This is a genomic window from Pseudoalteromonas luteoviolacea (genome assembly GCF_018100925.1).
GTDB lineage: Bacteria > Pseudomonadota > Gammaproteobacteria > Enterobacterales > Alteromonadaceae > Pseudoalteromonas > Pseudoalteromonas obscura.
Genome location: NZ_JAGJEH010000005.1, coordinates 428,349 through 443,289 on the forward strand (window position 1 = coordinate 428,349; position 14,941 = coordinate 443,289).

Genomic DNA, 14,941 nt, shown 5'->3' on the forward strand with positions numbered 1-14,941 from the left:
TTGACCGCAAATTGTATTGCGGCCAAGATAAAAATTCACAGCAAATAAAAACAGAAAATTTTAAAGTTGAAGATTAGATTTCGTAATCTTCACCATTTTTGCTGCGATAGCATTTGCAACGCGACTCTTCGAGCAAAGTGTGCTGGACACCGTCAATAAAGCTCATCCACAATTTGGTGTGCTTGCGGTTTTGTGTGTCGATGGCACTAAATGGCGTTTCGTATTGCACATCATTAATATGGGCTTTGTCATATTTGCCAGTTTCACCAGCAATGTTAAAACTTAATTCAATGTGTAGCCCATCGTCTTTTTGCAATAAAATGGTAGACGGTGCTTCTTTATGACCACAAAGGGCTACAAATTGTTTGGTGTTTTTCAGTCCGCAGTGCTGTCCATCCGCAAAAAACACCATCAAGTGATTGTAATATACAACGTAAGCACTGACTTGAGTATGAGAGCCAAATTCGAGCGGGCAGTGTTGATCTAAAAATTGTTTTGCAATAACGAGCTTTTGACATTCTTCACTTAGTGGTGGTGTTGTTTGAAGTTGTGCTTTCATTGATGTATCCCCAGTTACCGAAATTAAATTGTTGTGAAACGTTACGGTTGCCACATAACGTGTGCTGATTAATTGACTACAATTTCAGTGTATAAAAAATTATCAATAAATTTCACAAAAAGAATTTTACAGTGTAAATTTTACAAAATCTGGTCAGACCTCTTGTTGTAAAATGGTCGAATTTATGCTCTTTTATATCATGAACATGTAGTAAAAATGTCGATAAAATTGATTAAAGTCGCTTAAATGAGAAGGATTGGTATTAAAATGAAAAAAAGCTCAGAGCTGATGCGCAAGTCTCACTTTCTCGGTACCAAGATCCGTAACCTTCGAAAACGTAACCATTTAACGCTAGAAGATTTGTCTGCGCGGTGTATCCGAGTAGACCCACACACTGCGCCTTCGGTGTCATATTTGTCCATGATTGAGCGCGGTAAACGCACGCCAAGTAGTGATATGTTAGAGAACTTTGCAGAAGTTTTTCAAAAGCCACTGTCGTGGTTTTTAGACACAGATCCCGAGCCAGATGCCATCACCCCACAAAAAGGCCGCTCAGGGGGGATTGAGGGGATGGCACTGGAGCCAAACTTTTTGTTTTCTAATGACATACTACAAATTGCGATACCAGAGATGCTATCGCAAACAGGGATCAGTGGCAGACAGTTTGCCCACCTTTTGATCCGAGCGCATCAAGAGCACCATCAAAACCACTTTCCAGATCTTGAGCGCGCCGCCGACGAAGTCGGTGACAAAAACCTCTATTTAAGTGTTGAAGACTTAATGGTGCTGATAAAAAAGCAAGGTCTGAAGCTGAACTGGTTTGATGAAGTGCCAAATGAAGTGATGGATGACAGTGGGCATGTTTTTAATCATTTGATCACCTCTTATTTCGAAGAGCCCAACGTGGTACATATAAACCGCTTGCTTGAGAAAAATCCAGCAAGGCTAAAATATGACTTAGCTGTGCACATTGGTCATAGTGTGCTGCATGAACTAAAAGGACTGCGCTGTGTGTTGCGAACAGGAGGTTTTAATACTGCAGTACTGCCAGCTACAGACACCACGCCAAACGCGCAGGATATTCTGACAGCATGGCATGATTTTGAGTCGAGCTTTTTTGCGGGTGCTTTGCTGTGTCCAAAAGTTGCCTACCGTCAGTTACTTGATTCATATGGTTATGAAATAGATATTCACCAACATTTAAATATTTCTCCGTCGGTTGCAATGCGCCGTATGACTGTTGTGTCTCCGTATCCGCATTGGCATTACTTTGACGCCTATTTACCTGGAAAGTTAAAAGCCGTTTATCGCGGCAATGGTATACCTTTACCGTGGGGGAATATGCGCAGTGTTGAAGATCCCTGTCAGCACTGGGCGGTGTTTAGAAAGTTTGTTGCACAGTCTCAGCAGTCAAGTGCGCAACTCTCCATTCTCAATGTAAATGGCAAGCCTCATCTATACTGTTGTGAGTCACTTAAAGTGAATGACCTTGTAGAGAATGCCCATGTACTGTGTGCTGGCATAGACCTAAATCCAGCAATTGACGCACAGGGGATAAGTGCTGATGAAGTAGTGCAAGAGTTACAGGCACTTTGTATTAAACAAGGTGGCGCAAGTGTTGTACCATGGCATCTGAAAAAGCAGCTCATGAGCGTAGCAAAAATTCTCAACATCAATTGGATAGACAGAGGGATCAACAATGATGTACGAGTCATTTGCACCAGAGGGACAGCGTGCCCGAGACAGCCAAGCTGCTATGAAACTGGCTAGGACTGGATAAAAGCTTATAAAGAACAAGGCACCAAGTAGATTGATAAAAGCAACGAGCAAACTTTACCGCGAACTTATGCTTAATGTGTGTACGCTTACTCTGATGTTAGTGGCTGTAACACTAAGCAGAGCTGCATACAGTTGTGAGAAGACCTTACGTGTAAGTATCAGTGGTAATTGGCCACCATATTCACAGCGAGTAAACGGGCAATATGAGGGTTTGGAAGTTGAAGTTGTTGAGCTAGTGTTGAAAGAGGCTGGTTTTTGTTGGCAATATGTTGAGCTGCCTTCATCAAGCCGCGCATTTAAGCAGTTTCAAGAAAACAAAGTTGACCTTATCCCAGCTGCTAGCTTTACACAATCTCGACGAAAATACGCTGAATTCAGCTTGCCATATCGACAAGAAGTAATGTTGCTATTTGCACATCAAGACAACACAGACACAGTGATGCAAGAAAGTTCAATTACAAGCACTGCGCTTTTAAGACACCTAAAAAACAACTTGATTGCAATTAACCGAGGCAGTGTTTACGGACAAGGCTTTGAGGGCTTTCGAAAGGTTTGTGAGGACTGTGTAGTAGAGACCAATTTTGCCCACGAACGTTTTAATTTAATAAAACACAAGCGGGTTGAATATGCAGTAGAAGACATTTTAACAGGTGCTCATTTAACTCAGGAGACTAGTTACAAAGGGGTGATTCGAGCCACAGCGATTAAAATTTACGACAACCCCATTCACTATATGCTAAGACCTGGCATGCTCAGCGAGCCACAACTGAGGCAGCTTAATTTAGCTATTATCAAAAACAGACAACGCATTGAAGAGGTTGTTCAAAGGTATAAGCAGCGCTATGGCGCAGACTAAAACCATTGAGCCTTACTTGCGTCTATCAGAGTGGTTATTTTTACGCATTTTTCGAGCATGTTTGATTGCCAATACATGCTCGTCAACCGGCGCTGTCCGAGTGGCCAGCCAAAGGATCACTATCGATTCCATGAGGCAGAAGAAGGTTAGTAAAGGGCTAAACAGGTATCTAATGTATGGAAATGAATCTATTACGTACAACACAAAGAGGCCAAGCTCGACTAACGCGATGAAAGTAACAAATACATAGGATATATAGACAAAAAGCAATGCCCCTTCTTGTCTTGTGAAATAGTAGTTGTCGTAAACGTCTTTGCAAAGCCTACTGCGACTTTTAAGTTTAGAAACTATCAATCTACGAGCAAAAACAACATAGACATACGCCCAACTAATTATAAACACACACAGGTAGTAATAATTTCCCCAGCTGATGGCTATTTCAGTAAAGATAGTATCCATTAACTCAAGTGCAACCAACATCAATAATAAGCAGCGAGTATTGATACTCTTCCAGCCAACAAATAAAGCAATGATCATTACTGGCAAGCTAACAAAGCTAATTGCATGATAAATGGAATTTATTGAAAACGCTTCTAGCAAGTGTGTTGGCCTTTCAAAGTTACGTGCGAGTACATGTTTTTACTTAGTTTATAGTGTTCTTATTTGTAATGGACCTCTAATAAGATGAATCCGCTATAAAATGATGCAAAGTGACAATCACCCTAAAATGGGCGTTTAATATAATACTTTTTGATGCATTGTGGACCTTTTATTTGTAACTTAGTTTTTTCTGTTCATACAAAGTTTTACTTTAAATACAGTGGGGAAATGTGATAGCAAGCGCATTATTACACAAACACAGCTGTGCTATAGGTGCACTTAGTCATTATCAATCGGTAGGGTCCGAATCGATAACCTGAGCAGCAGTAAAGCTTCTACCAAGTAGAGTAGGGTGAGGGCGGGGCTAAAAAGTTGCTCTACTATAAATAAACTGCCCAGCACGCCATATTGATACAGCTTGATTTCAATTAGGTTAATAAATAAAAATAGGCTTGCACAGGCATATACAAAAATAAGCCCGCCCTCTTGTTTACTAAAGTAGTAGTTTTTACGAACCTCATCAAAAAACTTAAAATGGGGGCTCAATTTTATTGCTATCAATCTTCTGGCAAATACAACATAGATATAGATCAGACTATAAAAAAAGACCCAAAGGTAAAAGTTGTATCGCCAAGACAGTGCGATATTTGATACCAAGGTGTCGATGGCCTCTACAACGAGCAGAATTAACAACAAACTCCGAGTATTAACGCTTTTCCAGCCGGCAATAAGCGCGATAAAAAACACTGGCGTTGAAATTTGACCAATTACATAATAAATGTAATTGAGAGATTCGCTATTGAGCAAGTTATCAATCCTGTGCGCGTTTTACTTTAAGTGAAAAACACTTATTTTAACCAAATAAAACAAGTGCATTAAAAGAAAAGTACTTTTCATCAGTTAGCATCAAAAACTTTGAGCAGCCTTTAACAGACGCAGTTACGAGCGATCGTTTCTATCTTCAGTAGATTCTCGGTAACTATTCGTTCCCTCTACCTTTCTATTATTTGTAAACTTGCTCTTTATATGCTGTACATACTCATCAATAGGAATATGCTTAATTGATAGTTTTAATAGCATGAGTGCTTCTAGCAAGTGTAGAATAGTTATACTTGGAGGAAATACATTGTTCCTAAAAGGGTAAACATCAATAATATCATATTGATACAGCTTTATTTCAATAAACCCAATTACATGTAGTAAGACAAAAATAACATACATAAAAGTAATAGCGGCTTCTTGCTTACTGAAACTGAAATTGTTGTATACATCATTGCATAACTTTACATGCTTACTGAGCAGTTTTGCTAACAACCGTCTGAACACAACGGCGAACAAAAACATAGAGCATATAAATGCGCCATAAAGGTGGTAATTGTTGCCTAGAGTATATGACCAGCCAGTAAGTAATGTGTCGATGGCTTCGAGCGCTATCAGTGAAATTAATAGCATCCGCGTGTTGATGCTTTTCCAAGCAATTAGTAGGCAGATAAAATTAATGGGAGTAATGAAAAAAGCAACGCCATCATAGAATGCTTTATAGTTTTCATAGCTAAACATTGGGCACCTACAATTCTTATTTTTTATCAGTACGCTGATTTTTTAATTGTTGTTTGGTTTTCTTTTCAGAAGTAAACCCACATACAAAACAAATCATTATAAATTGGTATACTGGGATGGGCTCCTCTCCTTCCTCCCAAGCAGAAATCGTTGACTCGTTGACTGAGGGAAGTAGTCTTTTCCCTAACTCGCATTGACTCAGCCCTGAATCTAGACGCATTGACTTAGTTACGATAGATATTTCTAACCAAAGTAACTTTATAGCATTGATAATTAGTGCTTTAAACTTCATAAACTTAATATTTCCACTAATATTTCTCCATAGCATTCGTCATCGAAACTTCAATAATGAAAGTGGAAATAAATAGGCTGAGATATTTTGATTGGGAAGGTTGCTTTTCGAGCAAGATGTAAGCCTTGATAATGCACTGTATTTTGATGCGAAGAAAAGCTCTTTATAGTTATTTTTATAAACCATTTTTAAAATTTTATGATAGGTGAAAACTACATTGCAAGTGTCAGAGGATGTTTAAAATATATCGCAAACCTAACACTCACAATCAAATTTTTGTGTTTACTTAGGTTCATCAGGGTTTGGTCCACTGGCACCTGTAGCCCAGCCTCCCTTGACATTTTTTGCCTCGTATAACGAGAGTTCTTTTAGTTTTTTCACAACAACTTTCATATCAAACCTCTTTTAGAATAGTGGATGTTATCCATTTTGTAACTTTGAACTTTTGCTTCGTAATTGATAACATCACAGCTCTTACATTCAGTAAGCTCTTTTGAGGGAAAGAGAAATCAAGTTGTTATTTTTTATCCGAATTCTATACGTTTCTTTTTAAGCTTGAATAGTTGTTTGGCTTATCCGCTTTTCCAATTATAGAACCCCATTTACCTTTCATAGCCAAACTAAGAATCAGGAAAGCTTCAAGCATGTGCGCAATTGAGGCTACGGGACCATATATATTTTCGATAATTGGGAATACAGTGATTACCTCAGCAGTATAAAGAGACGCCTCAATAAATGCCATGAAACAAACTAAAGTTGCTAATGCATATAGAAAAATCAAGCCACCTTCTTGCCTAGTAAAGTTATATTCCAAATAAATCTTTTCGAAAACTTTAAACCTTGATCTTAAATTGGCCGCGATTAACCTTCTTCCTAATACAGGTACAAAAAAGAATAGTACATTTACAACAATAGCCCAAAGATAAAAATTATTGCCTAAGCTGAATGCAAACTTAAGGGTCAGAACATCGAATATTTCAATGGCCAAAACCACACCAATTAGATACCTAATATTAATATTTTTCCAAGCAACTAGCATAGAAATAACGTATATTGGTATCAGCATATATGAAATTGCATCATATATAGCAGCAAATTTTTCATAAGCAAACATCAGATATATCCTTTAATTTCTTTTGTTTTCTGGTTGTTGACTTTCGAGTAGTTGCTTAGTTTTTTCTTCAGGGCTAAAGCCGCAAATAAAGCATATTAAAAAATAACTCGTTAATGGGACTGGAGTTTTACCAGTTTCCCAATTGGATATCGTTGCTTGGTCCACTACAGGGATAAGTTTCTGTCCTAATTGACTTTGTGTGAGGCCTGCATCCTTACGCATCGATCTTATCGACTTGGCTGCTTCTCCCCATAAGCCATTAAACAATCCTAGTTGTCGAATTCTAAGTTTCATATGTTCCAACATTACCTTTTGATAACAAATTTAACAAAAGCTATCACTGAAAAGCCTGTAATTGCAAGCATTTAGCGATGCATAGCAGCTAATATTAATATTATCATGTTATCTAACTGGTAATTTAACGTTTACTCGATTTTTTTAAACCTGATGTTTATTAAATATTTCATTTGTTGCGGTTGATAATATCAAGGTGTTTTTAAGAAATAAACCTTGAAGTGACAAAAAATTAAAAAATTTATTGTTTTTTATAACAGGGTGTTTAATGACAAAGTATTAGTGTAGCGTGGAATGTTTTTTAATGAATTTTATTGTATTGTTCATTTATTATGAACAATAAAAAGCTGAAGAATCACAGTGTAATGCTATATTGTCATTATTGCATCGCCATATTGGATATAAAAACGCAATAATTTAATTTTAAGATACCCGTCTGTTTTTCAAACTCACTCGCTTGTTCAAGATTGTTTTTTAATCACCTTGAGTCAATGAGCGTATTTAACTACGCATTGTTATGGTTGAAAGATCAAACAAAAAAGTTTGCTTTGTGCAGCATTGGTTGAGTGTTCGTCACCGTCTGTATTTAGCTTGGACGGGTGTTAGTTCACACAGTATGCATAGTTGATGTGCATTCAGAAGTTAGTTGAAATGGTGTGATTGAGTATTTACACGTACAAGAGGCTAAAGTTAAATAAAAGGCTCTTTTGGAGCCTGAATATGGATATTGATGTTGGCTTTTTCTAGGTGCTTACTCGGCCATTCAGTAGGTAGTACAAGCAAAGCTGACAAGGGCTGTCTATGGGGCAAATTGTAGGTACAAAAAACGGTGTAAGTTGAATAATCCTTACACCGTTTTGTGGGAGAACTCTGGGCTACTTTGATAAAAGCAGCCCTTAAAATAGGTCTTAATTAATCACTACATGTGGTCCAGGTTTGCCCATCAGTACTGCATTCCTGCACATAAGTACCATCGTCTTGATATGTTTGGCGCTGCCATGTGCCATCGCTGTCTCTTGAGGTGATGATACGGTTGTCACCCGAATCATCGGTAATGCGCTTGTGCCAAGAAGAAAAAGGAATGTTGACGTCATCTTCAAACTCGTAGCCTGCCAAAGAGAAGTACGCCACTAACACAATTACGTCTAGAATCTCTGACTTACCACTCATATTTAACCAGTCGTCGAGCTCAGCGATTGAATTTGCATCTTGATGAAACTCGGTCAGATACGAAACTCTATCTTTACTGTAAGACACAGATAGAACGCGATTCTTTGTATCACTAAAGTCAACTTTGTCATCACAAGCTTGCTGTTGTGATGTACGCTCAATGCGTTTCCAGTTGTTTAGCTCATAGGTTATGCCGTCAATTTTGACTTCTAATTTCTCAGACTGGAAGCAGTGGCCGATATCGTCAGCACTGTTTTTTACCAAATCTGTTGATTGAATATAGGTGTGGTTATCGCTCCAAGGACTGGTTATTCTTTTACGGTCATATTGGACAAATAACACCGTCTCAAGATTGTCATCCATGCGTACGCGCTGATTAACTGGTGTGCTTCCGTCTTTTCCATAAATAAGAATACTTCTATACCAAACAAGCTCGTTGCTATCTGGTTGCTCTGGCGGTGTATCGAGATAGTGTAGAACACGAATTTCATGCGCGTCTACATACTCTTTTGCAAGCTTTAGATATTTCTCAACACTTGCTTGAAGTCCTTTAACAATGTCTTCAGCAAGTTTTTGTAGTGCTTCGTCACCGCTCTCGATATAGTCACTGAAGAGTTGCTGCTCAGAAATATTGTAATGCTCAATAACCTGAACGATGGTTTCGCGCATTACAATTTTTAGCTGCTCTTGAAGCGCATTGTCTGCAAGTATCGCGGTACATGTTTTATCTTTATATACATCGGTTTTGTATAGCGACTGCCACAGTACCGTGGTAAGTGGTGTAATGTGCTGCTGATCTTCACCTTCTAGGCTCGTTAGAGTAGGTGGGAGAACCATTTGATATGCTTTTGTCACTTCACCAAGATCTTCGTCAATGGCACCAACTGGCACATCTACATAAGTTGGTACATAGGCAGCACACTGGGCTTGCTCTTCAGTGAGCTCTAATTCATAACTACCTTTATCTGTTGAAATTACAGAGGGTTCGTTCTCATCTTTAACCGCATTGTTATTTAAATCAAGCCAAACGGTTGCTCCTTGCACGTAGCCGTCTATCACTCGTCCACGTCGAGCATAGCGGCTATGATCATCCGTAATGGGTGGGTTGGTTGAGGTATTTCCGCCATTGTTATTCACCGTACCTGTGGTTGTATTGTTATTATTTGACGCTGTCGAGCCGGTATTTTGGCTAGGCGTATTATTGTTATTACTCAGATCAATACTGGGTCCTTTGGGGCCACCGCCGCCGCCACCACAGCCCGTAAATAAGGTGCTACAGAGTATGGCCAGTGAGAGGGTCTTTAAATGTGATTTATACATGCACGTTCCTTATTATTGGCGCAGGCTTATTGGATACTGCTGAATTTAGCTCAAATGTGTCTTTAACTATTGTTATTAGAATCTTGACTAGCTCAGTTCAATTAAAGGCTCAGGCTGAGTCAATGTGGTAATTATAGGGAAATTAGGGGCGCGACAGATAGCGAAAAACAGACAAAAATGCGTAATAATCTGCCTTAAATCACAAATAACAACAAAGTTTGATAATTGCTAAGTTGTTGTTATTATGTAGAGCAGGTACAGAGTCTATCAACGTTAAGTATAAAAATAAGCAATAAAAACAATATATTAATAATATGCATAGTAATCTCATCACCGCGCTTTATGTCGGTTTTTTAATTATTTTTAGTGTGCTTTTTAGCAGCGAAAGCTTTGGCAAATCTGATACGCATTTGGCTTTGGGCGTGGGAGATGGATTGCCGGGCAATCGTGTGTTTGACATCGAACGTGATCACCTTGGGTTTATGTGGATTGCCACCGGTCAAGGCCTTGCCCGATTTGATGGTGCTAACACGGTGCGCTTTTTCGCTCATAAAACACCAAATACAAGCCAGTCGACACGCGTGCGTGATTTATTGTTTGATTCTCAAAATCGATTATGGGCTGTTGGAGATCAGGGCGTCGGAGTACTAGGTGCTAAAAGTGAGCGCTTTGAACAGATAGAGCCGCCACAGCCACACCCACAGTTAAATGCATACAGTGTTTTTGAATCAAGCGATGGTATCGTATGGGTTGGCGCGAGATCTGGCCTTTACCAGTTTGTACAAAATCAACTTAACCCATTAACGCTGATGCTGGATGGACGTTTAATTACGCCTCAAGTTTTGTCGATAACCGAGGTCGAGCAGTCCAAAATGATGCTCGCGACTGATAGCGGTATTATGCTTGTTGATACGAATACGTTGCGAGTCGAGTACTTATTACAAGAAAATGGCCAGCCAACTTTTGCTGACAAAGTGTGGCGTCTAAATAATGGGTCAATTTGGTTAAGCATTCATGGCTATGGCTTGGCTACCTATGAGCCCAACGAGCGTAAGCTCGATATGCGCTATATCGACGAGAACGAGTTTGACACTGTTGGTTATGTATTTGATATCCAAGAAAGTGAAAGCAAGCTTTATGCTGCGTCACTGAACACCGGCCTACTGACTTTAAGCAATGGTAAGGTGGAGGTCAGTAATGGATTACCGCCATTGCTCTCTCTATATCAAGATCAACAAGTAAAGGCTTATGGCACTTACAGCGAAGGTGTTTCGCTGCTATCAGCCAATCACAATGCAATTAAAAACCGAGCGTTTACTCACCCAAGCGAAACCGAGCAGTATGAAATTAATGATGTAATAATTGCGGATGAGTCTATTTGGCTTGCTGATCAATTAGCTGGAGTATGCCGTTACTCGCTGGAGGGGGACTTTCAACGCTGTCTTGATACCGAAGACTTATCAGCTCAAGCTATGGCTGTATCACCGAGTAAACATGTGTGGATCAGCCTCTATAAAAGCTTGGTAAAGGTCGAACCCCAATCAATGACTGTGGTTCAACAGTTTGACTTTGAAAAATATAATATCCCCGATGCGATATACAGCATTGCAATTCAAGATGAGCAAACCATATGGCTGTCCCATAGTTTTGATGGTTTGACGCGGTTAAACCCACATACCAAACTCATCGAGCGATTTCATAGTGGAAACTCAGGCCTGTTAAGCGATGAAATACATAGCTTGGTTCTTCATAAAAACCTCCTGTGGGTGGCTACATCAAATGGGCTGCAAGCGTTTGATGTCAGTACACAGCGCTTTGAACTAAAAACAGAGTTAGGTGAAGGGGTTTCAAATGCGGTTTATGATCTATTTCTCAGCCCAACTGACTTCTTATTTGTTCAAACTGAAAGTGGTTTACGGGCACTCGATCTCAAAACCCAGTCATGGAAGCCCCTACCTGACAAGCTCAACAAACTGACAAATACCAGTATTGTGTTTGATGAAACGGGCTATGCGTGGTTTGCTAGTAGTTTTGGTGTGATGGGATGGTCTCCTGACAGTTCAGATTCGAAGGTTCGCTATTTTGACAAAGGGGATGGCCTGTTTACACAAGGGTACTTAGGTAGTGCTGGTACTGTTTTTGAGCGACAACTTGTTTTTATTGCGCCAGATGGCATGACTTTACTCGGCCCTGACAAACTTGGTTTTTCTGATGCGATGCCTAAAGTAAGTGAGTTTGAACTCACTTTTGCAAACGGGCAATCGAAGCGCTATTTTCATCAAGAGAATTTGTTGGCGCTTCCTTACGAGCACGCAAGTATGCGCTTTGTGCTTGCTAACAACAACTTTACCAGTGTTTCTAAACAACAATTTCGGTATAAGCTTGAAGGGGTCGCTAACACTTGGGTTGATCTGGGAAAAAGCCGTGTATTAATGATCCCCAAACTGGCTCATGGCCAATACAACTTGCTACTGCAAAGTACAGACAGTGACGGAAATTGGTCGCAGAACATCAGTGGATTTTCTTTTACGATTAAAACGCCATGGTATGCGACTGTGTGGGCGTATTGTGTATATGCCCTCAGTGCGATATTGATGTTATATATTGTTTATCAAATTCGCATTGCAGCTTTGAAACGGATCCAAACCGCATTGGAGACCGAAGTTGCTGAGCAAACACGAGAAATAAGTAAACAAAACAAGCTGCTTACAGAAAAGTCTGAGGCATTGGCACAAGCACAAGCACAGCGAACTCTGCTATTAAAAACACTTTCTCACGAACTTATGACGCCTGTTTCTTTAATTCAAGGGCCAGCTGAGCAACTCAACAGAGCTCAACAGCCTGATGAGCGCAGCAAAATGGCAAACATCGTGATTAGCAATGCCAAGCGTTTAAAGGTATTAATAGAGCAGTTAATGCGGGTGTCTAACCTTAATCAAGAATCTCAGTTGCCGATTGTCAGCCCGACGCAGTCACTCACCAGCTTTAATTTGTCCCAAATTTGTCTAGAGCAGATAGCTGCATTTGGCCCAATGGCTGAACAAAGCGACATTACGATTAACACAAATGTTGAAGACGATATCCATGTTTTGGCTCGCCCAGATCAACTCGAACAATGTGTGAGTAACTTATTAAGCAATGCGATTAAATATAGCGCTGTGGGTAAAACTGTATCCCTCTCTCTGAGTTTGCAAGGTGATGAAACAGAGCCCCGCTGTATTTTGCAAGTTCAAGACGAAGGGGTAGGTATTGAGCCAAGTGAATTGGATGCCATTTTTACACCCGAATATCGAACCGATACAGGTAAACGGCAAAACGTTGGCTTGGGCATCGGATTGAGTGTTGTAAAGGCGATCGCAGATGAACTGAACGGGTCCATTGATGTTGTGTCGTCGTTAGGCAAGGGCAGTGAGTTTAGTTTGGCCTTCAATGCACTTCCTGCCATATCGGGTTCTGAAAATGAGGCCCTAGTATCTAGTTCGCGCCATGATTTGAGCGATAAGACTGTTCTTATCGTCGACGACACGCCAGATATGCTGACTTTGCTCAGTAGTATTTTTGAGCATGACTACAAAGTAGAGGTTGCTGTCGATGGTGCACAAGGCCTTGAAGTGGCAAAAGCACAACTTCCAGATCTGATTATTTCCGATGTGATGATGCCAAAGCTTGATGGTTTTGGATTACTGAGCCGTATTAAACAAGACCCGTTAACTGCGCATATTCCGGTTATTTTATTAACGGCCAACTTAAATGAACAGAGAGAACTTGAAGGTCTCAGCCGTCAAGCCGATGATTACATAACTAAACCGTTTAGCGTACCAGCGTTAGAGCTTAAAGTCCGCAATGTGTTTTCGCACTATGCAGCCAATGCTGCAAGATGGCATGCGCGCATTGAGCAAGGGGATAAAAAAGCAGCTGACAGTTTACCTATGTTGCCAAAATTTGAGTTTAAAGATGAACCGCACATCTATGACTTTTTGGATAAACTAGATGGGGTGATCCACGAGCGCTACCAAAACCCAGACATTACCGTGTCTGAGCTTGCTAAAGAGATGGCACTGAGTGAGCGGCAACTGCATCGAAAACTCACGGCGATCATTTCCATGGGGGCAAATGAGTACCTTAGAACGTACCGCCTGTATCAAGCGATCACCCCTTTATTGCATGGTAAAAGTGTGGCGGTTGTGTCGGAACTGGTTGGGTTCAATTCGGCATCTTACTTTAGTGCATGCTTTAAAAAGCAATATGGCATGACGGCCAAAAGTTATGTGCAAAAGCAACGAGATAAACACCAGTTAAAATTGTAATAATGTCAAAATAGCCAGTGTTGGGTGCTAAGTATTCCTCAACATTGGCAATTGAGTTATACATTTAAAATAGCTCAGTTGTTTTCAGATCCCTCTCTGGGCGACATTCTTAGAGCACAGCTCTGATCTGCGACGATTGCCACCCTACATTGCTTGAGTATGGAGTTGGTGAATACCATAGGAAACACGCAAATAATGATTGGGTATTACTTAGTGTTAACTTGATGTCGATGTTGCTTACTTGTGTATTAAAAGAAGCGGCGCAAATGAGTGCAGGCATTGAAATGAGAGAAGCTAATTACATTGTATATTCTTTATTAATTAGCGTTAAAGTCTCCGGCCTATAGCAGTGCGAGTTTATATTGTGGTGAGGAACCAAACAGGTAGCCTTAAAAGGTTGCTCGGTGAGCGCATTACAGGAAAAGTATTTGTAGCTTAATAAGGCGGGAGCGTTAAGCTTCTCTCCCGCTAACTTGGTTTAAGATGTTGCACTAAAGGCGTTGTGATACGTGACGACAGCAGTAGGCACGTATTGGGTAAATGCACACACCTGGAAGTATTCTGGTGGCACGTCGGCTAACACTAGCTTTTCATTGGTCACAAATCCAAAGCGGCTGTAATACGCCGGATCTCCAAGCACCACACAGCCTTTAGCATGTGTATGCTTAAGCACTTCAAGCGCCTTATTGATTAATAGCGAACCTATGCCTTGACCTTGCTGAGCAGGGGAAACTGCTACAGGGCCCAATCCAAACCAGCCATTTTGATTGTCCGAGAGTACAACTGGGGAGATAGCCACATAGCCTATTACTGCACCTTCATACTCAGCCACGAGCGATATTGTGAGTGCATTTGCCTGCCTCAAAGCTCGAATCACAAAATGTTCGCACTGATTTGAATACGTAACTTCAGAAAATGCGGCTTGAGTTAGCGACTCTATGTGCTCTGCGTCACGGGATTGTTCGTCTCGAATATAAACGTTCATTTTGACTCCTAGATAGTCATTGGTATTTTTTGCGATGCTTTATTACGATGAGTGTGACTCTAAACTGTAAAGTAATAGACAGGTCAATAGGGTGATGGGAGCAAA

Annotated in this window: 12 protein-coding genes; 3 read left to right on the forward strand and 9 right to left on the reverse strand. The window is 40.3% G+C overall.

The genetic code is table 11. The features are described 5' to 3' along the window. Window positions 1–73: 73 nt before the first annotated feature. A complete protein-coding gene (locus J8M00_RS13330) occupies window positions 74–559 on the reverse strand; it encodes a malate synthase (protein ID WP_211010833.1) in 486 nt (161 codons plus the stop codon). Window positions 560–826: 267 nt separating this feature from the next. Between J8M00_RS13330 and J8M00_RS13335 the strand changes: the two genes are divergently transcribed. Beyond that, complete coding sequence (locus J8M00_RS13335) at window positions 827–2,329, forward strand: DUF3612 domain-containing protein (protein ID WP_211010835.1); 1,503 nt, start codon at window positions 827–829, stop codon at window positions 2,327–2,329. A gap of 40 nt (window positions 2,330–2,369) precedes the next feature. Further along, entirely contained in the window at window positions 2,370–3,194 is an 825-nt protein-coding gene (locus J8M00_RS13340; protein ID WP_211010837.1) for a substrate-binding periplasmic protein, read from the forward strand. 12 nt (window positions 3,195–3,206) lie between these two features. Here J8M00_RS13340 and J8M00_RS13345 read toward each other — a convergent pair whose 3' ends face one another. From J8M00_RS13345 to J8M00_RS13375, 7 genes are all read right to left on the reverse strand, one after another. Then, entirely contained in the window at window positions 3,207–3,794 is a 588-nt protein-coding gene (locus J8M00_RS13345) for a hypothetical protein (RefSeq protein ID WP_211010839.1), read from the reverse strand. A 279-nt stretch (window positions 3,795–4,073) separates the two neighbouring features. Next, window positions 4,074–4,601 carry a hypothetical protein gene (locus tag J8M00_RS13350; RefSeq protein ID WP_211010841.1) on the reverse strand — a complete coding sequence of 176 codons (528 nt, stop codon included), beginning with the start codon at window positions 4,599–4,601 and terminating at the stop codon, window positions 4,074–4,076. A 132-nt stretch (window positions 4,602–4,733) separates the two neighbouring features. Then, window positions 4,734–5,354: a hypothetical protein gene (locus tag J8M00_RS13355; protein WP_211010843.1), complete on the reverse strand. Its 621-nt coding sequence runs from the start codon at window positions 5,352–5,354 to the stop codon at window positions 4,734–4,736. A gap of 16 nt (window positions 5,355–5,370) precedes the next feature. Next, entirely contained in the window at window positions 5,371–5,646 is a 276-nt protein-coding gene (locus J8M00_RS13360) for a helix-turn-helix transcriptional regulator (RefSeq protein WP_211010844.1), read from the reverse strand. Between the two features lie 535 nt (window positions 5,647–6,181). Further along, window positions 6,182–6,760 (reverse strand): hypothetical protein, encoded by a 579-nt coding sequence (locus J8M00_RS13365; RefSeq protein WP_211010846.1) that lies wholly within the window; start codon window positions 6,758–6,760, stop codon window positions 6,182–6,184. 12 nt (window positions 6,761–6,772) lie between these two features. Then, window positions 6,773–7,054 carry a helix-turn-helix domain-containing protein gene (locus tag J8M00_RS13370; protein ID WP_023402153.1) on the reverse strand — a complete coding sequence of 94 codons (282 nt, stop codon included), beginning with the start codon at window positions 7,052–7,054 and terminating at the stop codon, window positions 6,773–6,775. A 912-nt stretch (window positions 7,055–7,966) separates the two neighbouring features. Next, window positions 7,967–9,544, reverse strand: coding sequence for a hypothetical protein (locus J8M00_RS13375; protein WP_211010848.1), 1,578 nt, complete (start codon window positions 9,542–9,544; stop codon window positions 7,967–7,969). A 314-nt stretch (window positions 9,545–9,858) separates the two neighbouring features. Between J8M00_RS13375 and J8M00_RS13380 the strand changes: the two genes are divergently transcribed. Continuing rightward, complete coding sequence (locus J8M00_RS13380; RefSeq protein ID WP_211010850.1) at window positions 9,859–13,851, forward strand: hybrid sensor histidine kinase/response regulator transcription factor; 3,993 nt, start codon at window positions 9,859–9,861, stop codon at window positions 13,849–13,851. 478 nt (window positions 13,852–14,329) lie between these two features. On the opposite strand, the gene J8M00_RS13385 is transcribed toward J8M00_RS13380, so the two are convergent. Then, a complete protein-coding gene (locus J8M00_RS13385; protein WP_211010852.1) occupies window positions 14,330–14,836 on the reverse strand; it encodes a GNAT family N-acetyltransferase in 507 nt (168 codons plus the stop codon). Window positions 14,837–14,941 lie beyond the last annotated feature (105 nt).